This window comes from Nostoc sp. (assembly GCF_036918015.1).
In the GTDB taxonomy this organism is placed as follows: Bacteria; Cyanobacteriota; Cyanobacteriia; order Cyanobacteriales; family Nostocaceae; genus Nostoc.
The window spans coordinates 62,904-86,943 of sequence record NZ_JBALEO010000085.1; the positions used below are offsets into that span (position 1 = coordinate 62,904).

At 42.4% G+C, this 24,040-nt stretch carries 23 protein-coding genes; 12 read left to right on the forward strand and 11 right to left on the reverse strand.

Translation table 11 applies throughout. From position 1 onward, the window contains the following. Positions 1-73: 73 nt before the first annotated feature. Positions 74-1,585: a stress-responsive protein Ycf46 gene (gene ycf46 / locus V7K61_RS25735; RefSeq protein WP_335057762.1), complete on the reverse strand. Its 1,512-nt coding sequence runs from the start codon at positions 1,583-1,585 to the stop codon at positions 74-76. Positions 1,586-1,663: 78 nt separating this feature from the next. Further along, positions 1,664-2,017: a hypothetical protein gene (locus V7K61_RS25740; RefSeq protein WP_094350627.1), complete on the reverse strand. Its 354-nt coding sequence runs from the start codon at positions 2,015-2,017 to the stop codon at positions 1,664-1,666. Between the two features lie 313 nt (positions 2,018-2,330). Here V7K61_RS25740 and V7K61_RS25745 point away from each other — a divergent pair, with 313 nt between their 5' ends. From V7K61_RS25745 to V7K61_RS25760, 4 genes are all read left to right on the forward strand, one after another. Beyond that, positions 2,331-2,849: a hypothetical protein gene (locus V7K61_RS25745; RefSeq protein ID WP_335057764.1), complete on the forward strand. Its 519-nt coding sequence runs from the start codon at positions 2,331-2,333 to the stop codon at positions 2,847-2,849. Positions 2,850-2,988: 139 nt separating this feature from the next. Beyond that, entirely contained in the window at positions 2,989-4,143 is a 1,155-nt protein-coding gene (locus tag V7K61_RS25750) for an NAD-dependent epimerase/dehydratase family protein (RefSeq protein WP_335057766.1), read from the forward strand. 385 nt (positions 4,144-4,528) lie between these two features. Beyond that, complete coding sequence (locus tag V7K61_RS25755) at positions 4,529-5,659, forward strand: glycosyltransferase family 4 protein (RefSeq protein WP_335057768.1); 1,131 nt, start codon at positions 4,529-4,531, stop codon at positions 5,657-5,659. Positions 5,660-5,850: 191 nt separating this feature from the next. Further along, positions 5,851-8,448 carry a GAF domain-containing protein gene (locus tag V7K61_RS25760; RefSeq protein ID WP_335057770.1) on the forward strand — a complete coding sequence of 866 codons (2,598 nt, stop codon included), beginning with the start codon at positions 5,851-5,853 and terminating at the stop codon, positions 8,446-8,448. Between the two features lie 54 nt (positions 8,449-8,502). Here V7K61_RS25760 and V7K61_RS25765 read toward each other — a convergent pair whose 3' ends face one another. Further along, positions 8,503-8,778 carry a DUF7219 family protein gene (locus V7K61_RS25765; protein ID WP_335057771.1) on the reverse strand — a complete coding sequence of 92 codons (276 nt, stop codon included), beginning with the start codon at positions 8,776-8,778 and terminating at the stop codon, positions 8,503-8,505. Between the two features lie 607 nt (positions 8,779-9,385). Here V7K61_RS25765 and purC point away from each other — a divergent pair. The 7 genes from purC to V7K61_RS25800 all read left to right on the forward strand — a co-directional run bounded on the left by purC (position 9,386) and on the right by V7K61_RS25800 (position 18,461). Continuing rightward, positions 9,386-10,123 carry a phosphoribosylaminoimidazolesuccinocarboxamide synthase gene (purC, locus tag V7K61_RS25770; protein ID WP_094350633.1) on the forward strand — a complete coding sequence of 246 codons (738 nt, stop codon included), beginning with the start codon at positions 9,386-9,388 and terminating at the stop codon, positions 10,121-10,123. 176 nt (positions 10,124-10,299) lie between these two features. Beyond that, positions 10,300-12,843 (forward strand): BamA/TamA family outer membrane protein, encoded by a 2,544-nt coding sequence (locus V7K61_RS25775; protein WP_335057774.1) that lies wholly within the window; start codon positions 10,300-10,302, stop codon positions 12,841-12,843. A 210-nt stretch (positions 12,844-13,053) separates the two neighbouring features. Beyond that, on the forward strand, positions 13,054-13,926 hold the full coding sequence (lpxC, locus tag V7K61_RS25780) for a UDP-3-O-acyl-N-acetylglucosamine deacetylase (protein ID WP_335057776.1): 873 nt from the start codon (positions 13,054-13,056) through the stop codon (positions 13,924-13,926). A 98-nt stretch (positions 13,927-14,024) separates the two neighbouring features. Continuing rightward, positions 14,025-14,555 carry a 3-hydroxyacyl-ACP dehydratase FabZ gene (gene fabZ / locus V7K61_RS25785; protein ID WP_335057778.1) on the forward strand — a complete coding sequence of 177 codons (531 nt, stop codon included), beginning with the start codon at positions 14,025-14,027 and terminating at the stop codon, positions 14,553-14,555. 312 nt (positions 14,556-14,867) lie between these two features. Beyond that, positions 14,868-15,686: an acyl-ACP--UDP-N-acetylglucosamine O-acyltransferase gene (gene lpxA, locus V7K61_RS25790; protein ID WP_335057780.1), complete on the forward strand. Its 819-nt coding sequence runs from the start codon at positions 14,868-14,870 to the stop codon at positions 15,684-15,686. A gap of 133 nt (positions 15,687-15,819) precedes the next feature. Further along, positions 15,820-16,986 carry a lipid-A-disaccharide synthase gene (gene lpxB / locus V7K61_RS25795; RefSeq protein WP_335057781.1) on the forward strand — a complete coding sequence of 389 codons (1,167 nt, stop codon included), beginning with the start codon at positions 15,820-15,822 and terminating at the stop codon, positions 16,984-16,986. 221 nt (positions 16,987-17,207) lie between these two features. Further along, on the forward strand, positions 17,208-18,461 hold the full coding sequence (locus tag V7K61_RS25800) for a DNA cytosine methyltransferase (protein WP_442936364.1): 1,254 nt from the start codon (positions 17,208-17,210) through the stop codon (positions 18,459-18,461). Positions 18,462-18,520: 59 nt separating this feature from the next. On the opposite strand, the gene V7K61_RS25805 is transcribed toward V7K61_RS25800, so the two are convergent. The 8 genes from V7K61_RS25805 to V7K61_RS25840 form a co-directional block, all read right to left on the reverse strand. Continuing rightward, entirely contained in the window at positions 18,521-18,850 is a 330-nt protein-coding gene (locus V7K61_RS25805; RefSeq protein WP_335057785.1) for a DUF6887 family protein, read from the reverse strand. Further along, positions 18,837-19,802 carry an aldo/keto reductase gene (locus tag V7K61_RS25810; protein WP_335057787.1) on the reverse strand — a complete coding sequence of 322 codons (966 nt, stop codon included), beginning with the start codon at positions 19,800-19,802 and terminating at the stop codon, positions 18,837-18,839. The genes V7K61_RS25805 and V7K61_RS25810 overlap by 14 nt, the downstream gene beginning before the upstream one ends. A 43-nt stretch (positions 19,803-19,845) precedes the next feature. Further along, positions 19,846-20,292: a type II toxin-antitoxin system VapC family toxin gene (locus V7K61_RS25815; RefSeq protein ID WP_335057789.1), complete on the reverse strand. Its 447-nt coding sequence runs from the start codon at positions 20,290-20,292 to the stop codon at positions 19,846-19,848. Further along, positions 20,280-20,513, reverse strand: a complete 234-nt coding sequence (locus tag V7K61_RS25820) for a hypothetical protein (protein ID WP_335057791.1) — start codon at positions 20,511-20,513, stop codon at positions 20,280-20,282. The genes V7K61_RS25815 and V7K61_RS25820 overlap by 13 nt, the downstream gene beginning before the upstream one ends. A gap of 133 nt (positions 20,514-20,646) precedes the next feature. Continuing rightward, positions 20,647-20,874, reverse strand: a complete 228-nt coding sequence (locus V7K61_RS25825) for a type II toxin-antitoxin system HicA family toxin (RefSeq protein WP_335057793.1) — start codon at positions 20,872-20,874, stop codon at positions 20,647-20,649. Further along, entirely contained in the window at positions 20,867-21,082 is a 216-nt protein-coding gene (locus tag V7K61_RS25830) for a type II toxin-antitoxin system HicB family antitoxin (protein ID WP_335057795.1), read from the reverse strand. Before V7K61_RS25830 ends, V7K61_RS25825 begins: the two co-directional genes overlap by 8 nt. 90 nt (positions 21,083-21,172) lie before the next feature. Next, on the reverse strand, positions 21,173-22,336 hold the full coding sequence (locus V7K61_RS25835; RefSeq protein ID WP_335057797.1) for a hypothetical protein: 1,164 nt from the start codon (positions 22,334-22,336) through the stop codon (positions 21,173-21,175). A gap of 183 nt (positions 22,337-22,519) precedes the next feature. Next, a complete protein-coding gene (locus tag V7K61_RS25840) occupies positions 22,520-23,035 on the reverse strand; it encodes a hypothetical protein (protein ID WP_335057798.1) in 516 nt (171 codons plus the stop codon). A gap of 242 nt (positions 23,036-23,277) precedes the next feature. On the opposite strand from V7K61_RS25840, the gene nfi reads away from it, so the two are divergent. After that, a complete protein-coding gene (nfi, locus tag V7K61_RS25845; protein ID WP_335057800.1) occupies positions 23,278-23,943 on the forward strand; it encodes a deoxyribonuclease V in 666 nt (221 codons plus the stop codon). The last annotated feature ends 97 nt before the right edge of the window (positions 23,944-24,040 follow it).

Sequence of the window (24,040 nt, forward strand, 5' to 3'; positions counted from 1 at the left end):
CAGGATGCGGCTTTTTTTATAACTGCTAGCATTTTCAGCTAGCCTTTCCCCCTGGGATGGCAGAGGAAAGCTTTTAAAACTCCATTCGCTGATATTCAGCTACGGAGGATGCTGCGGGGCGTGCGCGCTGTCTGGCCCAATCTCTCAGAGCCGTTACTTGTTCTTGCATCGTTCGAGACAGCGGCAATGTTGCCTTTAGTGCAGCAATAATATCTAGTTGGGTGAACTCCCGATCTTGGGCAAAAGCTTCATACATTGCCGCAACGATCGCTTGCTCAACTTCTGCCCCAGAAAAGCCATCAGACATCTTGGCTAGTTGCTCAAGATCGAATCGAGAGATGTCTTCACGGCGTTTCGTCAGGTGAATATTAAAAATCTGTTGCCGTTCTTCCGGTGTTGGCAGATCGACAAAGAAAATTTCATCAAAGCGTCCTTTCCTCAGAAACTCGCCAGGTAAACGTTCGACTCGGTTGGCTGTTGCCATCACGAACACTGGTGATTTCTTATCTTGCATCCATGTGAGGAAAGAGCCGAAGATTCTACTGGAAGTCCCCCCATCAGAATCAGATGAACCTCCACTACCAGCAAAGGATTTATCTAACTCATCGATAAACAAAATCGCTGGGGAAATAGATTCTGCTGTTTTCAGGGCGTTTCGCAGATTTGCCTCACTTCGTCCCACCATTGAGCCGTCGTAGACTCGCCCCATATCCAACCGCAACAGTGGTAAACCCCACAGCCGGGAAGTAGTTTTAGCAATTAATGACTTACCGCAACCAGGAACTCCTAAAATTAACATCCCCTTTGGTTGAGGCAAACCATACTCTCTCGCTCTTTCTGTGAAAGCGTTAGAGCGTTGCTTGAGCCATCTTTTTAACTCTTCTAAGCCACCTACAGCATCAATGGTTTCATCTTCTTCGATATATTCTAAGATTCCATTGCGCCGAATTAGTTGCTTTTTCTCAGATAAAACGATATCTACTTCATCTTCCGTCAAACGCCCTGTAGTTACCTGTGCCTTACGGTAGACTTTTTCAGCTTCGTCTTTAGTTAGACCTAAAGCGGCTCTAAGAAGTTTTTCTCTGGCTTCTGTTGTCAGTCGGCGACCACGATTTTGGTCTATATGGTGAGTTAAGACTTTGTTCAACTCAGCCATATCTGGCAATGTAAAGTCGAGAACAACAACTTCTTTTTCCAGTTCTATAGGTACTTGTTGCATTGGAGACATCAATATGATGTTCTTCTGCATACCTTTGAAACTAGCGATCGCATCACGTAACGATCTGTTAGTCGCAGGCGCATCTATAAAGGGGTGTAAATCTTTAAGAATAAATATACTTGGTTCTTTCTGCCGAATTATCCACTCAATCGCCGCCTCTGGAGACACGGTATTATGTTGGGTGACATTCCGGGGTTGACCATACTCGACAATCCCGTGTGTTACTGTCCAAATAAATACTCGGCGCTGGGGCTTTAACAACTGGGCGATTGTGGAAACTGCTAGCTCGGCCCGCTCTTCCTCGGAGGTCACAAGGTAGATTAAAGGGTATTGAGCTTGAATTAGGATATTGAGCTCTTCTTTCATACTTCGACCTACTTGAGACCTTATAGAGACAGTAGAGACATTGCTTCTGGTAAAGACAACCAAATCATGAATATCTATTTAGCAAGGAACTAACTCTTCCTCGCCCTTGGGATTGGTTTCATCTTCATCCATCTCATCAATAGAAAGATGCTCTTGACCAACTACTCCTGGTTGATTGCCTAAAGTAACCAGTTCCCCATCACGTAATACTAGTGAGCTATCACAAGTCGGACATGAATAAACTCTATGAGTCCGCCCATAACTAGAATCTTCTAACTCGTCAACTAATTCTTGATTAGATAGGTAAAAACCAAGGGCACGCTCGGCAAGTTCTGACATTGGCTCGGAATCGATTGCTGAACGAATCTTCAGTTTTCTGTGCAACTCTGACGATAAATACAAAGTGACCTTTTGCTTAGTTTGCGTTTGCATATAACTCTTTAACGGTCTTACCCGGGTATGTATATCAAGTTATCGGTTCTTTTCTTGCTTGTCAAGACAGTAAAACGTTTTAACGTCATTTTCGTTACATTTATTTACATTTGCGTTACTTGCACCATAATATTTGATGGTTTATGGTTCATCACTAGTGGCTCTAGCCCTTGAAGTTGAGCGATTTATCGCTCACTACGAATCTCTGAAAATTGATGTGGCAGACGACTAGTTGGCTGACTGAGAATGGTGCAATATCGGAGTTTCTGGTATTTCTATAAAATCAGTAACTTTGGCAAAATGTGTGATGTAAATGGCTACTGCTAATAAAATCTCTAGTTTGGGGCGAAGAATTTATCGGTTTGCCGCCAGCATTAGCGGAGTCATTGCCCTGTTAATCATGCTGTGGGGTTGTACTGCAAATGATTTTAACGCTGGAGCGATCGCCTGGAAAACTTATAGCAACTCTCGTTATGGCTTTGAATTTCTATATCCGAGTAATTGGACTTCTTTAGTAGCCTCAGAAAATGGTGATGGAATTGCGTTTATTTCACCACAGGATAACTCAGTGGAAATTCGCGGGTGGGCAAGTCATCAGCTGCCAAACGATCCAGAGTCCATGAAAAAGATAAAATCCAACTTTCAGACCGCTCAAGGAGTAGCTGGGGTAATGCTTGTAGAAGTCGAACGAGGAGTAAGTTCGATGACACTAACGCTAACTCAGAGTCAAGTGAAATACCATTTACAGGGACGGAGTAAGAGCCAAGAATTTCAAAATTACTATCGTTTGTTTTATTACATTGCCCAGCAGTATCGGATTTCAAAGTTTTAATGGGCGTTAGGAGTTAGGAGTTAGGAGTTTTGTTTATCTCCTTCATCTCCCTCCAAAATCCACATCTCCCCCAGAATAATAATTAAGAGGGTACAGAAACCTGATAGATTTAGCTATCAGCGAGTAAAAACTGGTGAAGATGAAAGTCCTGGTTATTGGTGGTGATGGATATTGCGGTTGGGCAACTGCTCTTTACCTTTCCAATCGAGGTTATGAAGTTGGAATTCTAGATAGTTTGGTGCGGCGGCATTGGGATAATGAACTTGGTGTCGAAACTCTCACTCCGATCGCACTAATTCAACAACGTCTCCAGCGCTGGCAAGATTTGACAGGTAAATCGATCGACTTGTTCATCGGCGATATTACGAATTACGAGTTTCTCCATAAAACATTACAGCAATTTCAGCCAAATGCTCTGGTGCATTTTGGCGAACAGCGTTCGGCCCCATTTTCCATGATTGACCGAGAACACGCAGTTCTCACCCAGGTCAATAATGTAGTTGGGACGTTGAACTTACTGTACGCCATGCGGGAAGACTTCCCCGACTGTCATTTGGTGAAGCTGGGAACGATGGGCGAATACGGTACACCCAACATTGATATCGAAGAAGGGTATATCACCATTGAACACAATGGACGCAAGGATACCCTACCTTATCCCAAGCAGCCCGGTTCGATGTACCACTTAAGCAAAGTCCATGATAGTCATAACATCCACTTTGCTTGCCGGATTTGGGGATTGCGGGCAACGGATTTAAATCAAGGTGTAGTTTATGGCGTTTTAACCGAAGAAACGGGGATAGACGAACTATTGATTAATCGGCTGGATTACGATGGTGTGTTTGGTACTGCACTGAACCGCTTTTGTATTCAAGCAGCAATTGGACATCCGTTAACTGTCTACGGTAAAGGTGGACAAACTCGCGGATTTTTGGATATTCGGGATACAGTCAGATGTGTGGAATTAGCGATCGCTAACCCTGCCGAAGCTGGAGAATTCCGTGTATTTAATCAATTTACCGAACAATTCAGCGTTGGCGAATTGGCATTGATGGTGAAAAAAGCTGGTAATGCTATCGGATTGAACGTAGAAATCAATCATTTAGATAATCCCAGAGTTGAAAAAGAAGAACATTACTTCAACGCTAAAAATACAAAATTGCTTGATTTAGGTTTGCAGCCTCACCTGCTCTCTGATTCTCTCCTCGATTCTCTGTTAAACTTTGCCATCAAGTATCAGGAACGAGTTGATCACAAACAAATTCTGCCTAAAGTCTCTTGGCACAGAAATTAAAATAAACCCCAGTAAATCGTGGGTCTAAAAATGGTCGTCATATTTTAGCACAATATGACGACTAACTATTTATTATTTATCAGGCGTATCTTCCAGCTACTACTAAATTTAACGTGAGTTCGATAAACCTCTCCCTCCCAGCCTCCCTCTCCGAAACGGAAAGGGAGGAGCAACGAAAAATTCAGCTTTTTGCTCCCCTCTCCGTGTCGGAGAGGGGTTGGGGGAGAGGTCAAATAAGACTTGTCGAACTCACGTTAAATTTACTGTTTACTACAGTTATTTTGATTGTGGAGAGTTGATTACACCACGCGAGAGAGTTTACTCTGTGTTTGATACCGAAATGCAAGCAAAGCTGAGATTATCTGCCTGGACTGTATAGTTTTATATGAGAATTGCCCTATTTACCGAAACCTTTTTACCCAAGGTTGACGGCATTGTAACGCGCCTACGCCATACTGTTGACCATCTACAGCGCAGTGGTAATCAGGTGTTGGTGATTGCCCCTGATGGAGGCATCACAGAACACAAAGGCGCTAAAGTTTACGGCGTTACTGGCTTTCCTCTGCCATTGTATCCAGAGTTGAAAATGGCATTACCCCGCCCAGCCATTGGTTATGTTTTAGAAAAATTTAAGCCAGATATTATTCATGTCGTGAATCCAGCAGTTTTGGGTTTATCTGGCATATTTTATAGCAAAATCCTCAAAATCCCCTTGGTCGCTTCTTATCATACCCATTTACCCCAATATCTCCAGCATTACGGCTTAGGGATGCTGGAAGGTTTTCTTTGGGAACTGCTCAAAGGCGCTCATAATCAAGCAGCTTTAAATCTGTGTACTTCAACAGCAATGGTGGAGGAACTGACAGCACACGGTATTGAACGTGTAGATTTATGGCAGCGCGGGGTGGATACAGAATTATTTCACCCCAATTTAGCTAGTGTAGAGATGCGATCGCGTCTATCACAAAATAATCCAGAAAGCCCATTGCTACTTTATGTTGGGCGACTTTCCGCTGAAAAAGAAATTGAGCGCATTAAACCAATTTTAGAAGCAATTCCCCAAGCGCGGTTAGCATTGGTTGGCGATGGGCCGCACCGTCAAGCATTGCAAAAACACTTTGCTGGTACAAACACTTATTTTGTTGGCTATCTTATGGGGCAAGAGTTAGGTTCTGCTTTTGCGAGTGCTGATGCCTTCATCTTTCCTTCCCGTACAGAAACACTAGGCTTAGTGCTACTAGAAGCGATGGCTGCTGGCTGTCCCGTAGTAGCAGCCCGTTCCGGGGGAATTCCTGATATTGTCACAGACGGGGTAAATGGATATCTTTTTGAGCCAACAGCAGATGTTCAAGGAGCGTTAGCTGCTACTGTTCGACTCTTAGAACAAAAACAACAACGAGACATCATCCGTCAAAATGCCCGCCAGGAAGCAGAAAGTTGGGGTTGGGCAGCTGCCACTAGGCAGCTACAAGATTACTATCAAAAGGTGATATTTTCTGAACAGTTGGCAAAATAAAAGGTAGGGAGTGGGGAGATGAGGTAGCAGGGGAGGCAGGGGAAGAAGAATTAATAACCATGCCTTATGCCCAAAATCTAAAATCTAAAATCTAAAATTCCCATGACCGAAACAGACTCATGATACAAGCCCATTTATTTATGGGGATTATTAATTTTGAATTTTGAATTTTTAATTCGGAGCAAAGCGACGTGACACTCCCCAACTCTGGCAGCGTCTTGGCTACATTAACTGAACTGACTCAAGTTAATCGTGCTCACGCCTTACTGCGTCGCGTCAAAGACTTATCTGTTAATGAATTTGTTTGCTTACTCGACTTTATAACTGCTGAGTTCCAGCAATTTCTGAGAGCTATTGAACTAATCAATAATGAAGCTCTAGAAACTATGTTGGAGAAAGTATTAGAAGCTATCACACTCAAAATTGGTCAAATTCTCCAAGCAGAACATACAGCCATTTTTTTAGTTGATTATGACAAAGGTCAACTGTGGTCAAAAGTTCCTCAAGATAATACCCAAAAATTCTTAGAAATTCGTACTCCCATTACAGTGGGTATCCCTGGCCATGTTGCTAGTACAGGTCAATATCTCAATATATCTGAAACTTATACTCACCCCCTATTTAGCCCAGAACTTGAAAAACAAATGGGCTATAAAATCCGTAATATTTTATGTATGCCCGTTATCAGTAGCAAAAACCAGACTGTAGCGGTAGTGCAACTAGCTAATAAAACCGGGAATGTTCCGTTTAATCATGATGATGAAGAACGTTTTCGAGACTTTGCGGCTTCAATTGGGATTATCCTGGAAAGCTGCCAATCTTTTTATGTAGCGGCTCGTAATCAAAGAGGCGCAACGGCTTTGTTGCGGGCAACTCAGACACTGGGGCAAAGTTTAGATTTAGAAGCAACTTTGCAGATAGTCATGGAACAAGCTCGAATTTTAATGCAAGCAGACCGCAGCACACTGTTTTTATATCGTAAAGAGTTAAACGAACTCTCGACGAAAGTTGCAGTGGCAGCAGATGGCACAAACTTGATAGAAATTCGCATTCCTGCTAACCGTGGCATAGCGGGATATGTAGCTTCCACTGGTGAAGCCTTAAATATTTCTGATGCTTATAAAGACCCCCGCTTTGACCCGACTATAGATAAAAAAACTGGTTATGTAACTCGCAATATCTTATGTTTACCAGTATTTAATTCTGCAAATGAATTGATTGGTGTTACACAATTAATTAATAAGCAACAAAACAATTTTACTGCTTCTGATGAAGAGTTTATGCGGGCTTTTAATAATCAGGCAGGAATTGCCTTAGAAAATGCTCGGCTGTTTGAAAATGTGCTGTTAGAAAAACAGTATCAAAAAGATATTTTACAAAGTCTGTCAGATGCTGTGATATCTACAGATATGGCAGGACAGATTGTCACGATTAATGATGCAGCCCTAGAGTTGCTGGGTTGTCCGATAGTAGACGCTAATAGTAAAAACAACAAGATTTTGTGGGAACAAAATTTGATTGGTCGCCTAGTTTGGGAAGTTGTGCCAATTGAAAATCTCCAAATGCGACTAGAAGATAGTCTCAAAACTGGAGCTAAACATTATGTGCCAGAGCAAAGTTTGATGCTGGGAGTGCATCAAGTTATGAGTGAGGAGTTAGGAGTTAAAAGTGAAACTCAATACTTAGCATTCAGTACTTATCACTCGATTTTAGCATTGCGCGATCGCACGAACCCCGATATTTTTATTCCCTGGAATCAACCTCTGACTCCCCAATCTGAGTTTCTCACTTCTAATCAGGTACAAACATTAGAACGCAATATCAATCTTACTGTTAATCCCCTGACTAACCCAGAAGGCAGTGTACGCGGTGGTTTGGTGGTCTTAGAAGACATTACTCAGGAAAAACGGATGAAAACTACCATGTCCCGCTACCTGACGCCCCATGTCGCTGAACAAGTTATGGCACTAGGGGAAGATGCTTTAATGGTAGGCGAACGGAAGGAAGTAACTATCTTGTTTTCTGATATCCGGGGCTACACAACACTTACGGAAAATCTCGGTGCAGCTGAGGTGGTATTGCTGCTCAATCAGTATTTTGAAACGATGGTAGAGGCGGTTTTTAACCACGAAGGCACTCTCGATAAATTTATTGGTGATGCCTTAATGGCGGTATTTGGTGCGCCGCTACCATTGACAGAAAATCATGCTTGGAGGGCTGTGCAGTCAGCGTTAGATATGAGACGCCGCTTAGAGGAATTTAACCAACGGCGAATTATCCAGTCCCAGCCGCAAATTCGTATTGGCATTGGGATTAGTTCTGGGGATGTGGTTTCGGGTAATATTGGTTCCCGCAAACGGATGGATTACACCGTCATTGGAGATGGTGTAAATTTAAGTTCGCGCTTGGAAGCGGTAACTAAAGATTACGGTTGTGATATTCTTTTGAGTGAATTTACTTACCAATTGTGCAGCGATCGCATTTGGGTGCGCCAGTTAGATAAAATCCGAGTCAAAGGGAAACACCAGGCAGTTAATATCTACGAGTTAATTGGCGATCGCACTACTGAGTTAGATGCCAACACTCAAGAGTTTTTGTTTCACTATCATACTGGACGCACTGCTTATTTATCGCGCAACTTCTCACAAGCGATCGCTTGTTTCGAGTCCGCCAAATATATCCAACCCCAAGACCAAGCTGTTGATATGCACCTAGAGCGTGCGCGTAATTATCAACAAACGCCGCCTCCAGAGTCCTGGGATGGTATTTGGACAACGCTTACTAAGTAGTCATTGGTCATTTGTCATTTGTCAGTTCCCAATGTCCCCTACCCCATCTCCCCTTCAATCTTTAGTCTCTCCCTGGTCATCTTGAAACGGTTCTTCGCCAATTCCTAGCTCTTTTTTTGAGCGTTTCAACTGTTTCCACAGATCCTTTATTTGTTCGTAAGCTGCACCTGGAGGCACTTTTCCGCCTGTTTCTAAGTTGCAAATGTAACTTACCCGTTGAGCAAATTCCTGGAGATTTGCATTAAAAACCAAGTTTTCTGGCTTAACTTGACCGTAGTAGCGACCGCGAGGGAAGAGAAAATCATCCTTGTTCACTATTTTTTTCTCCATTTATTCAATTCACCTTGTGTTTGGGTTTATGAAGCTGAATTACTAGCTAACCTAATCTTTACTTTTGTCAGATTGGGGTAAATCAGGAATTGGTTAATTCAGATTTTGAGAGTAGATGATAAAGCTTGAAATGTTTTATGTGTTAAATGTTACAAGTAATTTCTCGCTAAAGTAACTAGAGAGAATATTTGATTTTCCTCACGGTTGTCAATTTATCTCATCTTAATTTATGAAGTTCAAATTGTAATTAGCTTAAATAGAAACCTTAAGGTATAAATTATTATGACATATCAGTATGTCTTGGTAACTTATTCTCTCAAAACTAATTAAAATCCTGATAGTAAAAATACTTAGGTGAGGATACTAGATACGAAAGCTAATTGTCCTCTGTTAAAAGTTAGAGATTTAGTTCTACATATTTGGCAATTAACTATTAAGCAGCGATCCAGAAGAGAAAATTGGGCTAGGTATTTGGTTATTAATTATTTTAACCTGCCCCTGCTTCCTCTTAAATAATCACCAATGGCTAATAGTTAATAACTAAAGATAAAATGGTGAAGCCTCAAAGGACAATTTTTGTCCATCGCCTAAAACACTACCTGCCACCATGTCTGTTAATTCCAAGTTATACGAAGGGAAAGCAAAAATTCTTTATACAACGGACGATCCAGAAGTCTTGTTGGCTGATTTTAAGGACGATGCCACGGCGTTTAACGCCCAAAAGCGCGGCAACATCGAAGGTAAAGGAAAAATTAATTGTAGCATTTCCAGCCAGCTTTTTAAACAGTTGGAGGCTTATGGTATAAAGACTCACTTTATCGATAGCCCTGCCCCGAATCAAATGCGGGTGAGGGCTGTAAAGATTTTACCCTTAGAAGTGGTGATCAGAAATATTGCTGCTGGCAGTTTGTGTCAGCAAACAGGTTTACCAGTGGGTACAATTCTGAAACAGCCTTTGGTTGAGTTCTATTATAAAAACGATCAATTAGGAGATCCTTTGTTGACACGCGATCGCCTGTACCTGCTAGAACTAGCGACTGCGGAACAAGTAGACGCAATTACCCATCTAGCATTGCAAATCAACGAATTTCTCAATAACTTTTGGCAGCGGTGTGGCATTACCCTAGTAGACTTCAAACTAGAGTTTGGTTTGGACTCACAACAGCAGTTGCTCTTGGCAGATGAAATTAGCCCCGACACTTGCCGTTTGTGGGATACCGCAGAAAAGGACTCAAACCGCCGGGTAATGGACAAAGATCGCTTTCGCCGAGACTTAGGAAATGTAGAGGATGCCTACCAGGAGGTCTTACAAAGAGTGCTAAAAGCAGTAGAAACTACAAGTTAACCAGGTAAAAACCAAAAGGTGAGAAGGAATTATATTTAACTTTTGCCTTTTGCCTTTTGCCTTGTAAAGTAAAAAAGCAAAAGAAAAAAATTATGTTTTGAGTTTTACCTTTGAGATAAGGGCATTATTGCCTTGTGATGGTGTGTGTGTGGTCGTGAAGAGGAATAATAAGTAAAATGCGTTTATCTCCCGTATTGCTGGCAGCAGTAGCAATTGCAGCGCCTTTGGGTGGCTCATTGAGTGCAAATGCAGAAACCGCCAACAGTTCAAAACAGACAACAGAAGTTTTGACACTAGAAACAAATCAGCAGCCAGAAAAGGACACTGGTCAGGTTAACTCTAGTAAAAGTCTAGAATCTAAACCTAAATCTACAGCAACTATAGAGGCAGAGCGTCCCCAATCCCGCGTCGTCGCAATTTACCCTGCCAACCCAGCAGCGAGCGCGAATCCAGAGGTAATTGTGCCAACCTCCACAACGCCAACAACTGCACAAACCCCTGAAATCAATCCCAGCCCTACTCAACAGCCGTCTCCGGCTCCAGAAATTCCAGCGCCAGAAATTCAACAACCAACGCCTTCCCCAACTCCTGAGACCACTCCAGTCCCAGAAAATGTCAATCCACCGACAACTGAACCTTTATTACCCACAACTCCAGAACCATCAACTGCTCCAGAAATTCCCCCCCCAGCTAGTCAAGAAAGAACACCTGCGCCATTCCCAGGCGTTACTCCCAGTCCACAGAATGTTAATCCACCGACAACTCCGGGCAATACTCCATTCCCAGGTACTACTCCAAGTCCCCAGAATGTTAACCCATCGACAACTCCGGGAAATACTCAACCCAACACAGCCCCAGAAGCCAATGACCCCCGCGTACTAGTATCAGAAGTAGTAGTTAGATCCCAAGCTGGGCAACTATCACCAGAACTGGAAAGCCAAGTTTACAGAGTAATTCGTACCCAACCAGGACAAACAACCACCCGCAGCCAACTGCAAGAAGATATTAACGCCATCTTTGGTACTGGCTTCTTCTCCAACGTCCAAGCAGCGCCAGAAGATACCCCCTTGGGAGTGCGGGTGAGCTTTGTTGTCCAGCCTAACCCCGTTCTCAGTAAAGTAGAAGTGCAAGCCAATCCTGGAACTGGTGTCGCTTCTGTACTCCCACCTACTACTGTAGATGAAGTATTTAAGGAGCAGTATGGCAAAATCCTCAATTTGCGTGACTTGCAAGAAGGTATCAAGCAGTTAAACAAGCGGTATCAAGACCAAGGTTACGTCCTAGCCAACGTGATTGGAGCGCCACAAGTCTCTGAAAGCGGAGTTGTTACCTTACAAGTAGCAGAAGGGGTAGTAGAAAACATTAGAGTCCGGTTCCGCAATAAAGATGGTCAGGAAACAGACGAAAAAGGACAACCAATTCGCGGACGGACACAGGAGTACATCATTACCAGAGAAGTGGAGTTGAAGCCAGGACAAGTATTCAATCGCAACACAGTACAAAAAGACCTACAGCGCGTGTATGGATTAGGACTGTTTGAAGATGTGAATGTGTCCCTTGACCCTGGTACTGACCCCAGCAAGGTGGATGTAGTAGTGAATGTAGCTGAACGCAGCAGCGGTTCTATTGCCGCTGGGGCAGGGATTAGTTCTGCTAGCGGACTTTTTGGAACAGTTAGCTATCAACAGCAAAACCTGAACGGTAGGAACCAAAAACTGGGGACAGAAATACAGGTAGGAGAACGGGAACTGCTGTTTGACGTGCGGTTTACCGACCCTTGGATCGCAGGAGATCCTTACCGGACTTCCTACACAACCAATATTTTCCGTCGCAGTTCTATTTCATTGATTTTTGATGGTAAAGATGAAGATATTAGGACGTTTAATCCTGGTAATCCCACCGATGTAGATTCTCAGGATCGTCCCCGCATTCTCCGTGTAGGTGGTGGTGTCACCTTTACCCGTCCTCTGTCTGCCAATCCTTATAAAACTTCTGTCTGGACTGCCTCAGCGGGCTTACAGTATCAACGAGTTTCCGCCCGTGATGCTGATGGCAATCTGAGAAAAACAGGAGCGGTATTTGATGATGATACTGGAAACCGCCTGAGTGATGAAATTCCACTGACCCTCTCTAGCAGCGGTCAAGACGATTTACTACTGTTGCAAGTGGGGGCACAGCGCGATCTCCGTAATAACCCCCTGCAACCCACTAGTGGTTCTTATCTCCGCTTTGGAGTCGATCAGTCAGTCCCTGTGGGGCTAGGCAACATCTTCCTGACCAGATTGCGGGGTAGCTACAGCCAATATTTACCCATTAAGCTGATTAGCCTCAGCAAAGGGGCACAAACCTTAGCATTTAACCTGCAAGCAGGAACCATCTTCGGTGACTTGCCTCCCTACGAAGCTTTTACCCTTGGGGGTAGCAACTCCGTTCGGGGTTATGAAGAAGGAGCATTAGGTAGTGGACGCTCTTATGTGCAAGCATCAGTTGAGTATCGGTTTCCAGTTTTTTCAGTAGTTAGTGGGGCACTATTTTTTGATCTCGGTAGTGACCTGGGAACTAGTACTAGGGCTGCTGAAGTGTTGAACAAAAATGGCAGTGGCTTCGGCTATGGTCTTGGCGTTCGCGTCCAATCTCCACTGGGGCCGATTCGGATTGACTACGGTATCAACGATGATGGTGACAGTCGGATTAATTTCGGTATTGGCGAAAGATTTTAACCAGTTAGGAGTTAGAAGTTAGGAGTTATGAGTTTTAATTCCTCACTTTTCACTGTTAACTCATAACTTTTCTGGATTAGCTTGCTAATTGTTACATTTACCTCAATACTGTTCCGATAAAGGGATTAATGACATTTTTCAGGGAATATCAGGGATTTTACCAAAACAGATGATGAACAATACTAAAGGAAATATATTAACTTTTCGGCTATGCGACAGCACACTCTAGCTGCCCAAATCACCCAAATAGGGGTGGGACTGCATAGCGGTGTGAATACCCAGGTGCGGATATTACCAGCTGAGGCGGGAAGTGGACGCTACTTTGTGCGGGTGGATTTACCGGATTTGCCAATAATTCCAGCCCAAGTTGCAGCAGTTAGTCACACTGTTCTCTCAACTCAGTTGGGTAAGGGTGAGGTATATGTTCGCACGGTAGAGCATTTGTTGGCAGCACTTTCGAGTATGGGTGTGGATAATGCCCGAATTGAAATTGATGGTTCAGAAGTTCCACTTTTAGATGGTTCAGCAAGTGTGTGGACAGCTAATATTGCCCAAGTTGGCTTAGTCTCACAACCCGTTAACAACCAAGTTCCCTTGGCTATTACAGAACCAATATGGGTCTATCAAGGGGATGCCTTTGTATGTGCCCTCCCAGCACCAGAAACCCGCTTTAGTTACGGTATTGATTTTGACCTGCCTGCTATTGGTAATCAATGGCATAGTTGGTTGCTAACTGCTGAACTAGAAAACGCTTCTGCTAGCTTTGCTACGGAAATTGCTCCTGCGCGTACTTTTGGGTTACTGCATCAAATTGAACACTTACAAAAAACAGGGTTAATTAAAGGTGGCAGTTTGGATAATGCACTCGTTTGTGGGCCAGAAGGCTGGCTAAATCCACCATTGAGATTTGCAAATGAGCCAGTCCGTCATAAAATCTTGGATTTAGTAGGAGATTTGAGTTTACTAGGAACTTTTCCTCGTGCTCATTTTTTAGCGTATAAAGCCAGTCATAATTTACACATTCAACTGGCTCAGAAAATTTTAGATTTTGGACTTCGGCTTCGCTCAGTCGAACGATTTTAGATTTTAGATTTGATCTAAAGTTTACATCCAGGATTATTAAGGCTTTGGATATACGCCTGCCTACTCAACTTTTAGATAAAAAATCAACTACACGCCCAATGTCAATCCTCACTGAAGTGAATACCATCGATACGACTACACCTACATCTACCGAACCACAGGGTATAAATGAGATTACAATCAGTTCTGAGATAAAAACAACTTTCACATCTGAAGAAATTCAGAAATTGCTACCCCATCGCTACCCATTTTTACTTGTAGACAAAATAATTGACTACGTGCCAGGTAAAAAAGCTGTTGGGGTTAAAAATGTCACTATCAACGAACCCCATTTTCAAGGACATTTCCCTGAACGTCCACTGATGCCAGGGGTGCTAATTGTCGAAGCAATGGCACAAGTTGGGGGCATTGTCCTAACTCAAATGTCTTCGGTAAAAGGCGGTCTGTTCGTCTTCGCTGGTATCGATAAAGTTCGCTTTCGCCGCCAGGTCGTACCGGGGGATCAACTAGTAATGACGGTGGAACTGTTATGGGTAAAACAACGTCGTTTCGGTAAGATGCAAGGTCGTGCCGAAGTTGATGGTCAACTTGCTTGTGAAGGGGAATTAATGTTTTCTTTAGTTAGCTAAAAGTTTGCTTTCGTGGTACGGGCATAGCCGTGAAATGCCCCTACTGAATCCTGTTTCAGGATAACAGTTAAAAAAAATCCACAACAGCATCTGATAATTTCTTGATTTTCGACGCCCTCTCTACGAGACGCACTCACAAACACACTTAACTTGCTTTGCCCGACACTTTCGTTCACTGAAATACTTCACGCTCAACAACGCCAGTCGCCTCAATGGGACGGCAGTCGGTACAACTCTCTTAACCAGAGTAACGCGCTGCCTCAAAAACCCCGCCTGGCGCTGGATTATTAAGACAGTTCTGGAGATTCACCCTTGAAAACGCTAATTCATCCAACTGCTGTAATTCATCCGAAATCGGAACTCCACCATACAGTGCAAGTCGGTGCCTATGCTGTGATTGGAGCGCATGTCAAAGTGGGCCCTGAAACAATAATCGGTGCTCATGCAGTGCTAGAGGGACCTTGTGAAATTGGGGCGCAAAATCAGATTTTTACAGGTGCAGCCATCGGCATGGAACCCCAGGATCTGAAGTTTGTAGGAGAACCAACCTGGGTCAAAATTGGTGATAACAACTTGATTCGTGAGTACGTTACCATTAACCGCGCTACCGGTGCTGGTGAAGCGACGGTAATTGGTGACGGTAATCTTTTGATGGCTTATGTCCATGTGGCTCATAACTGCGTCATTGAAGACCAAGTAGTGATTGCTAACTCTGTGGCGTTGGCTGGTCATGTCCATATAGAGTCACGCGCTAGGCTCAGTGGAGTTTTAGGTGTCCATCAATTTGTGCATATTGGTAGACAAGCAATGGTGGGAGGTATGGCACGTATTGATCGGGATGTGGCCCCATATATGCTGGTAGAAGGAAATCCAGCACGGGTGCGAACCCTCAATCTTGTCGGACTCAAACGGTCTGGTATGGACTCAGCAGATTTGCTTGTGCTGAAAAAAGCCTTCCGCATTCTCTACCGTTCTAATTTGTCTTTTAAGGATGCTTTGGAACAGTTGGAATTGTTAGGGGATAGCGAAGAATTGCAGCATCTACGACGCTTCCTGCTACTTTCTCAGATGCCTGGAAGACGTGGCTTGATTCCCAGTAAAGGGAAAAAAGGCGCAAGTGATGAATCGTGAATTAAAAGTTAGCAGTTAGGAGTTATGAGTTATGAGTTGATAAATTAATTTTTTTAACTCTTCACTCCTCATTCCTAACTCCTAATTTCTAACTCCTCACTTTTAATTCCTAACTCCTAACTTTAATTATCAAATGCGGATATTTATCAGCACTGGCGAAGTATCTGGCGATTTACAAGGGTCGCTACTAATTTCAGCGCTGAAGCGTCAAGCTGTGGCGATTGGGTTGGAATTAGAGATTGTGGCGCTGGGTGGCGAAAAAATGCTAGAGGCTGGGGCAACTCTGTTGGGAAATACCAGTAGTATTGGCTCAATGGGTATTCTAGAAGGGCTGCCTTATGTTTTACCGACTCTTCAGGTGCAACGTCAGGCGATCGCTTCCTTAAAGCAAAATCCACCTGACTTGGTAGTGCTGATCGATTATATGACTCCCAATCTGGAAATTGGGACTTATATGAAACAGCATCTGCCAGATGTACCTGTGGTGTATTACATTGCTCCGCAAGAGTGGGCTTGGTCAATAAGTTTGCGGAGAACTAACCGGATTGTTGGTTTTACAGATAAGCTGTTGGCAATCTTTCCACAAGAAGCCCGTTACTTTCGCGAGAAAGGGGCAAAAGTTAGTTGGGTAGGGCATCCTTTGCTTGACCGGATGCAAGATGCTCCCAGTCGGGAAGCAGCCCGTGCAACCCTGGGGATTGCACCAGAAGAAATTGCGATCGCACTCCTCCCCGCCTCTCGCCGCCAAGAACTAAAATATCTTTTACCAGTAATTTTTCAAGCTGCCCAAACTATTCAAGCGAAATTACCTGAAGTTCGTTTCTGGATTCCCTTATCGCTGGAAGTTTATAGACAGCCAATTGAAGAGGCTATTGAGCGTTACGGTTTGCGGGCGACAGTTATATCAGGTCAACAAATGGAAGTTTTTGCCGCTGCTGATTTAGCTATTAGCAAATCTGGTACTGTCAATCTAGAACTTGCCCTGTTAAATGTGCCACAGGTTGTAGTTTATCGCCTCAGTCGTTTGACTGCGTGGATCGCTCGTAAAATCCTCAAAGGTTCAATAACCTTCGCATCGCCACCTAATTTAGTCGTGATGAAGCCGATTGTGCCAGAATTTTTACAAGAGCAAGCCACAGTAGAAAATATTACCCAAGCAGCGATGGAACTGCTACTCAATCCCAGTCGCAGAGAGCAAATTTTGCTAGATTATGAAGAAATGCGGCAAAGTTTAGGAGAAGTTGGGGTTTGCGATCGCGCTGCTCAAGAAATTTTGCAAATGCGACCAAATAATTCGTAATTCGTAATTCGTAATTCGTAATTAAAAATAGGGAATCAATCAGTTTATTTATGAGTAAAATTAAGTTCGAACTACCTATTATTTGCCGAAACCCGCATTTATCCATAGGGTAATTACGAATTACGTTAGCGCAGCGTTAGCGAGTCTTCGTTCGCTTTTAGCGTCTCGTAGAGAGCGTCATTAGAAATTACGAATTAGATTAGGGTGTCATGGCTTATGAGATGAAAAAACAAAGAGCGATCGCAGTTGACTTATTCGCTGGTGCGGGCGGTATGACTCTTGGCTTTGAGCAAGCTGGTTTTGATGTGCTAGCGTCTGTGGAAATCGACCCGATCCACTGTGCAACACATGAGTTTAACTTCCCTTATTGCTCAGTGTTATGTAAAAGTGTTGTGGATACAACCGGGGAAGAAATTAGGAATCGGTCTGAGATTGGCGATCGCGATATTGATGTCGTAATTTGTGGCTCACCATGTCAAGGATTTTCCCTAATTGGTAAACGGGCCGTTGACGATCCCCGCAATTCTTTGGTGTTTCACTTTCATCGACTAGTTTTTGAGCTAAAACCGAAATTCTTTGTGATGGAAAATGTCCGGGGGATAACGGTTGGTGAACATAAACAAATCCTCCAAGCTTTAATTAGCGAGTTTAGAATTCACGGCTATAAAGTAGAAGAAAATTATAAAATTCTCAACGCTGCAAATTACGGAGTACCACAGTCCCGTGAGAGATTATTTCTTATAGGTGCAAGGGAGGATGTAGAGTTACCGAAATATCCCCAGCCGATTACTAAACAAGCTTTAATAAATAATTTAAATTCTAAAAAAATATCTGGTATTCCATCGAGTCCTACAGTATGGGATGCAATTGGAGATTTACCGGAAATAGAAAAATATCCAGAGTTACTAACAAGAGATTGGGTTGTTGCAGACTATGAAAAGCCTAGTAACTATGCTCTTGTACTTCGCGGTATCAAATGCCTAAATGATGATTATTCTTACAAACGAGAATATGATTTGCGAATACTTTCTTCAAGTTTAAGAACAAAACATTCTGCGGAAACTGTTAAACGTTTTCAGGAGACTCAACAAGGCGAGAGAGAAAAAATTAGTCGTTTTCATAAGCTACATCCTGATGGTGTCTGTAATACTTTAAGAGCGGGAACAGATAAGTATAGGGGTTCCTTCACATCTCCGAGACCGATTCATCCATCTACGCCGCGTTGTATCACCGTCAGGGAAGCGGCGAGATTGCATTCTTACCCCGATTGGTTTAGATTTCATGTAACTAAATGGCACGGATTTCGACAAGTTGGTAACTCTGTACCACCGTTACTAGCAAAGGCTGTGGCGTCAGAAATTATTCGCAGTTTGAATATTTCGCCTTTTAAGCCGAGTTTGGGATACCAGTTGGGAGAGGAGAAGCTATTACAATTTAATATGTCGCAAGCGGCACAATATTATCAGTGTGATTAGTAAGTTGTAATATCTGCAAGATTTCACTATCTAAACCCATCGTTAAACCTTTCAACTAATTAAACAGCCTCTCCACTACTACCCAGTTTTTTCTTGAGTATCTCTTCCATTGCCCTCAAATCCTCGTTAGTCTCAGGGAATGGATATGTTGGACTATTAGGATTTACACGGCGGATCAATGCTTCAATCGCTTCATCATCTTCACGATGAGCTAAAATATACGCTCTAAGTTCTTGTCGGGACATTTTGCTAAAGTTGGGCTTCGTCATCGTTAAACCCCCATTGACCATCGGAAAATGAATTTGGGCAATGTAAACCATACCATTTGGCTTAATTTGAGAGTTTGTGGCTTGATTTGGACATTTTTTATTCGGGTTAAGTCCAAGCACGGAAGAATGTACTATCTTCCCAGACATTAGCAGCCCGCCCTGCGATCGCTGTCAATTCTGGTTCCTTCAGGGGTACAAAAGCCCGCGCTATCTTGACATTATTCTCTAATTGTGGAACTGTCTGTGCTGCGATCGCGCAACAATGAACCCCAGGCTGAGACAGTGTGTAACCTAAAGCTTCCTCCATACCTGTCAACGCACCTGATTTAAACAGCCGACCATAAGCCAGGACTTTCATCGCAATCACACCAACATTTTTTTCTTGAGCAACTGGTAGAACCACTGGGATAAATGGACGTGGGTGGTGTTTGTCGGCGGCATTTACAGGAATCAGTGTAGTGTGGAAAGGATAGCGACGTAACCCTTCGGCAATTACTTGAGGGTCGTGATGTCCAGTGATACCAGTAAAACGCACCAATTTTTGTTCTATGGCTTCTTCTAAAGCTTTAATTGCACCAGATGGACTAAAGATGGTGTCGAGTTCTTCGGAAAAAGAGACGTGATGCAACTGCCACAAATCGAGATAATCTGTATTGAGACGTTTAAGCGATCGCTCCAATTCTCGCCATGCACCATCCCGATCTCTTTGAGCGGTCTTGCTGGCTATAAACAGCTTTGAGCGATGGGGTGGTAGCACTTTACCTAAATAATCTTCACTCGGCCCATAACTAGCGGCTGTATCAAAGTAGCGAATGCCAAGTTCCAGCGCTCTTTGAACAATCGCTGTCGCATCACCCTCTTTTCCTTCGCCGCCGGATAGTGGCATTTGTCCTGCTCCAAACCCGAAGATAGGCAGATTTACTTCCGTGCGTCCCAGTACCCGTTCTGGTATAGTTGCTGGCGGTGTTGCAGTGTTGGTAGTGTTTTGCTCAAAAGCATTAGTTGCCACAATACCTCCAGTTACAGCAATGCTAGTAATTAGGAAATTACGCCGTGTTTTTCCTTCTGTCATAATTGGCTTCGGGGGCGAAATAACTTTTATTATAAAATTTTAGCTAGGGGGGATTAATCTCAGAAAGCAAAATTACTGATAGTTTAGGAACACTGCGAAAGCGCCGATCGTTGGTTAGAAAAGTAGAACATTGAGTCAACAGTGCTGTTGCTGCATGGATAGCATCTGGTAATTTGATGTTAATACTGGCACGAAGTTGAGCAGCTTCAATTAAAATCTGACGACTGACAGGAATCACTGTTAAATTCTGTGAATTGCTAATCAGTTGTTGGTAAGTTGTCTGTTGAGCTAAGTCATGATTTTGGAAAGGTTTTACCAATACTTCAGCAAGTGATAATTCACTAGTTACTACACTCAAGTTCCCTCGATCAATACTTTGGAATAACTCAGTTAAATCTTGGACAAATGCTGGATATCCTTCTAAAGCATAGATCCAAATATTGGTATCGAGGTATACCTTTGTGCCTTGAATAGCATCTAGAATTCCCATGCATCTCGTTCTTGACGAATAAACTTATCCACTTCTTCCGGTGTCGCAAAACTGCCTTTAGAAGAACCGATAAAGCTAGTTAGGGACTTTTCAGAATGCTTTGGGGGTGACTCCAGAAGTACTATCACCTCTACAGTTGCACCTGCTGGAAGTTCTGGAGAAGAGATTTCTACTACACCACCAGGTTTGACGATCGCCTGTTGCCTGAGTCCATTAAGCATGATAATTTATCCTTATTAGCGTCGGAATATCGCACTCCTTTTTCTAGTTTAGCTTTGAGGTGCGATCCCTTCTCTACAAGACTCTACCCGTAGCAAGATCCCCGAAGGGTATGGCGGGCTTACACCTACGCGCTCACAAATTTTCTATAAACTCTTCTGGTGTAACCTTTGCTTGCTTCAGAACACCACTGAGTGTACCAACTTTTAACTCGCGGTGGAGTGGTACAACACAAACAATTTCTCCTTCGAGAGTTGGTTTTTTAAGTACAACATGACTACCAGTTTGTCTAGTTTGAATAAATCCTAAACGCTCTAATGCACGAATTGCCTCACTGCCTGATATTCTTGGCAATCTAGGCATAGTTGACCTCTATACTCGTTACAAATCTCGGACTAGTATCAGTGTCGAGCAAAGGACATTCTTCTAAATATAGCCTTGTAGCTTCTTTAAGATTAGTAAGAGCTTCTTCAATTGTTTCACCTTGGTCAACTGTGCCGACTTCGGGACATTCAGCAACATACATATCTTCTTCTTTGTGAAGAATAGCAGTTAATATTTTAGTCTTCATAGGATTTTATTTTGATAGGAATAGTTGAGCGATGCCTACGGCGGCAAGCAACGCACTCCTTTTTCTAGTTTAGCTTTGGGTGCGATCGCGTTACTTGTCAGCGACGGCATTTTTTTCAGCGTAGTTGATATTTTTCTGATATTCTTTAATTTTTTGCTGGGCTACTACATAATTTGGGCTAGAAGATGGCACAGTTTTCATAAGTGTGATCGCAGCTTGCCACTGACTCACAACTGTCTTCCACTCATCTGGAGATTTTGCTGATTGAGTAAGGTTAGCTGCATTAATTGCTTTACTTACTGCCTCTCGGAATGTATCAGTTTGGAGTAACACAGTCGGCGATTCTGAAGCTACTGGTGAGGGTGTAACTAATACAGGATTTGATGGTATTTGTGTTGAACGTTGAGAAGTTAAGGGGAGTATTTCTGAAAACCTTGAAGAAAAGTATATTCCTAGAGAAATTGAAAATATTATAAAAACTAACAATAACTTTTTATTTAAACTACGATTCTTCCGTCTAGTCTCGATAATCGTATTTTGTTCATTATTCGATAAAATATTTGATTTTATTTTGTGCAAACCCATTTCCCCGCGCAATTCATTAAGTTCTTTATCTGGATTTAAATTAGTGTTTAATTCGCTTGTATCTTTTTCTTTATTGCCAGAATAAGCAGATATTATTCGTTGTCTTACCAAATATTCAATTTGATAAACCAGTGCCCCAGCAGAAACATAGAACACCCCAAATACTAATATTATATTATTATTAACATTTTCCATTGGTGTATAGTATTCAATTTGTCTGGCGTAGCTAATATTAAAGAACGGTAGGAGTATTGTAGAAAACAAAGCTGCTATCAGTGTAGAAATTGCAATTACAAGCCAAGCGTACAATCCTTCCCACCAACTCATTATTCCTGGTAATAATCCTTGTGTTTTACCTATTTCGGGTGCTTGAATTTCTGACATAAACCGACTAATAAGCAAGTGTAAGCAGTGATGAGTCAAAGAAATTATCGGAATTGGAGATAAGATTAACAGTATTGTAAATATAGCCAATAATTCTGGACTGCGTACAAAATATGCGATACGGTAGCCTACCTTTCCAGGATTCTTGAGTATAAATATAATAGCGCTCAAAAATAGATTCAAAACCAATGCTTTTAACCAAGAAGTAGGATAAGGAAACCATAAAGGCCAGTAAAACCTTTGTAGCTTTTGCTTAGAAACTTCCTGAGTATTCGGCTGTTTCATAACCAATAAATCCAAAAAACTAAGATAATATCTTCTATCTCAGGGTTCCCCATTTACAGGTAAAAACAACATTTTCAAAATCTTTCCAGCCCTATGTTTAAGATTTACATAAATTGATTAAAATTATTACAAAAGTCCCGCTTTTATGATCTCTCTGCACGTCTGCGTGAGCCAAATTAAACATTAACGTTCCTTTGTAATTACAGAGCTACCATTACTAATACTTACTTTTTGAATAAAAACGTTAGTACAAGATGATAAAATATCAGTACTTATTTGATTAGCAATAAATTCAAAATCTTTATTTGTTAATCCCCGTGCAGTATCGCCGCTTAGGTTAATAGAAAGAGTTAAAGTTTGAGGATTACTAGAAGACTGTTCATTATCTACTGCTTCTATTTCTGCTATCCTCAAATCGAACTCTTTACTCCAAGCTGGAAACTCCTTACCCGTTTGTTGCCCGTAAACTTTCACTTTTTGAACAGATACAGCCCCTAAAGCGGTTAACCCTTTGCGGATAAATGCAACTAAAATTGGCTGATTTAGTACTTGGGCAGATTCTAATATTACCTCCAAATAAGCATCTTGGAAGGCAACTTTTGCAGTGATTCCTTTGGGGTGTAGGTGACGGTTCATCAGAGATGCGATCGCTTCTACATTTCCCTGTTTTGCAAGTTTTAGAATATTTGGCTGTGTCATAACCAGTAAAAGAGTAAATCTAGGAAAATAAACTTATATTCTTAGGATTCCCTCTTGACAGCCTTCAGTAACATTGTGATGCAAAATATCAGCTAACCTGGGCTAAAATATTTAGTATAAAGATAGTCTTTCACAGACTTTTACAAAAATATATTTCCCCTGTATCAACATCAAAAACTAGTGTTTTTGTGCTTGCCAAATTAACAGGATTAATATTAATCAATTTCATTCCAATTCTAAATATGAAATTTTACCGAGATCATGCTTGGCCCTCGACGCTAGAAGAAGCCATAGTTATCCAAGAAATGCTGCAAAACCAAGTAATTACTGAGGATCAACTGCAAGAACCTATCCAGTACGTTGCTGGAGTGGATATGGGTTTTGAAGCTGATGGAACAATTAGCCGTGCTGCTGTCGCAGTCCTGAGTTTTCCTGATTTGCAAGTAATCGAGACAAGCCTAGCACATCGTCCTACAACCTTTCCTTATGTTCCTGGGTTCCTGTCATTTCGGGAAATTCCAGCTGTCCTCGATGCCTTGGAGAAGATTAAAACAACACCAAATATTATCCTGTGTGATGGTCAAGGAATTGCCCATCCCCGCAGATTAGGTATAGCTAGCCATTTAGGCTTACTTATAGATATGCCGACAATTGGTGTAGCTAAGTCCAGGTTGATAGGTAAGCACGAAGAATTGGCAGAAACTAAAGGCAGCACACAACCACTAATATATAACGGTGAAACCATTGGGGCAGTTTTGCGATCGCGCACAGGAGTAAAACCTCTGTACATCTCCAGCGGCCATCGAATTAGTTTACCGACAGCCATTGACTATGTATTACGCTGTACGCCCAAATATCGACTGCCAGAAACAACACGCATTGCTGATAAATTAGCGTCGGATAGATAAAGCTTGTTGAAGTTTTTTCTAAATACTTGCTTCCACCTACTCAATCATGTTAGGAATCGCACAGAAAGAAGTTGAAGTAGCTAAATACGATTTACGA

What these genes read in the sequence shown, in the direction of transcription:
- V7K61_RS25800 (WP_442936364.1), top strand. Translation starts at nt 17,208, where the DNA reads ATGAAAAAACAAAGAGCGATCGCAGTTGACTTATTCGCTGGTGCGGGC.
- V7K61_RS25830 (WP_335057795.1), bottom strand. Translation starts at nt 21,082, where the DNA reads ATGAAGACTAAAATATTAACTGCTATTCTTCACAAAGAAGAAGATATG.
- V7K61_RS25820 (WP_335057791.1), bottom strand. Translation starts at nt 20,513, where the DNA reads ATGCTTAATGGACTCAGGCAACAGGCGATCGTCAAACCTGGTGGTGTA.
- V7K61_RS25765 (WP_335057771.1), bottom strand. Translation starts at nt 8,778, where the DNA reads ATGGAGAAAAAAATAGTGAACAAGGATGATTTTCTCTTCCCTCGCGGT.
- V7K61_RS25825 (WP_335057793.1), bottom strand. Translation starts at nt 20,874, where the DNA reads ATGCCTAGATTGCCAAGAATATCAGGCAGTGAGGCAATTCGTGCATTA.
- purC (WP_094350633.1), top strand. Translation starts at nt 9,386, where the DNA reads ATGTCTGTTAATTCCAAGTTATACGAAGGGAAAGCAAAAATTCTTTAT.
- ycf46 (WP_335057762.1), bottom strand. Translation starts at nt 1,585, where the DNA reads ATGAAAGAAGAGCTCAATATCCTAATTCAAGCTCAATACCCTTTAATC.
- lpxC (WP_335057776.1), top strand. Translation starts at nt 13,054, where the DNA reads ATGCGACAGCACACTCTAGCTGCCCAAATCACCCAAATAGGGGTGGGA.
- V7K61_RS25745 (WP_335057764.1), top strand. Translation starts at nt 2,331, where the DNA reads ATGGCTACTGCTAATAAAATCTCTAGTTTGGGGCGAAGAATTTATCGG.
- V7K61_RS25810 (WP_335057787.1), bottom strand. Translation starts at nt 19,802, where the DNA reads ATGACAGAAGGAAAAACACGGCGTAATTTCCTAATTACTAGCATTGCT.
- fabZ (WP_335057778.1), top strand. Translation starts at nt 14,025, where the DNA reads ATGTCAATCCTCACTGAAGTGAATACCATCGATACGACTACACCTACA.
- V7K61_RS25775 (WP_335057774.1), top strand. Translation starts at nt 10,300, where the DNA reads ATGCGTTTATCTCCCGTATTGCTGGCAGCAGTAGCAATTGCAGCGCCT.
- V7K61_RS25835 (WP_335057797.1), bottom strand. Translation starts at nt 22,336, where the DNA reads ATGAAACAGCCGAATACTCAGGAAGTTTCTAAGCAAAAGCTACAAAGG.
- V7K61_RS25740 (WP_094350627.1), bottom strand. Translation starts at nt 2,017, where the DNA reads ATGCAAACGCAAACTAAGCAAAAGGTCACTTTGTATTTATCGTCAGAG.
- V7K61_RS25750 (WP_335057766.1), top strand. Translation starts at nt 2,989, where the DNA reads ATGAAAGTCCTGGTTATTGGTGGTGATGGATATTGCGGTTGGGCAACT.
- V7K61_RS25840 (WP_335057798.1), bottom strand. Translation starts at nt 23,035, where the DNA reads ATGACACAGCCAAATATTCTAAAACTTGCAAAACAGGGAAATGTAGAA.
- nfi (WP_335057800.1), top strand. Translation starts at nt 23,278, where the DNA reads ATGAAATTTTACCGAGATCATGCTTGGCCCTCGACGCTAGAAGAAGCC.
- V7K61_RS25755 (WP_335057768.1), top strand. Translation starts at nt 4,529, where the DNA reads ATGAGAATTGCCCTATTTACCGAAACCTTTTTACCCAAGGTTGACGGC.
- V7K61_RS25815 (WP_335057789.1), bottom strand. Translation starts at nt 20,292, where the DNA reads ATGGGAATTCTAGATGCTATTCAAGGCACAAAGGTATACCTCGATACC.
- lpxB (WP_335057781.1), top strand. Translation starts at nt 15,820, where the DNA reads ATGCGGATATTTATCAGCACTGGCGAAGTATCTGGCGATTTACAAGGG.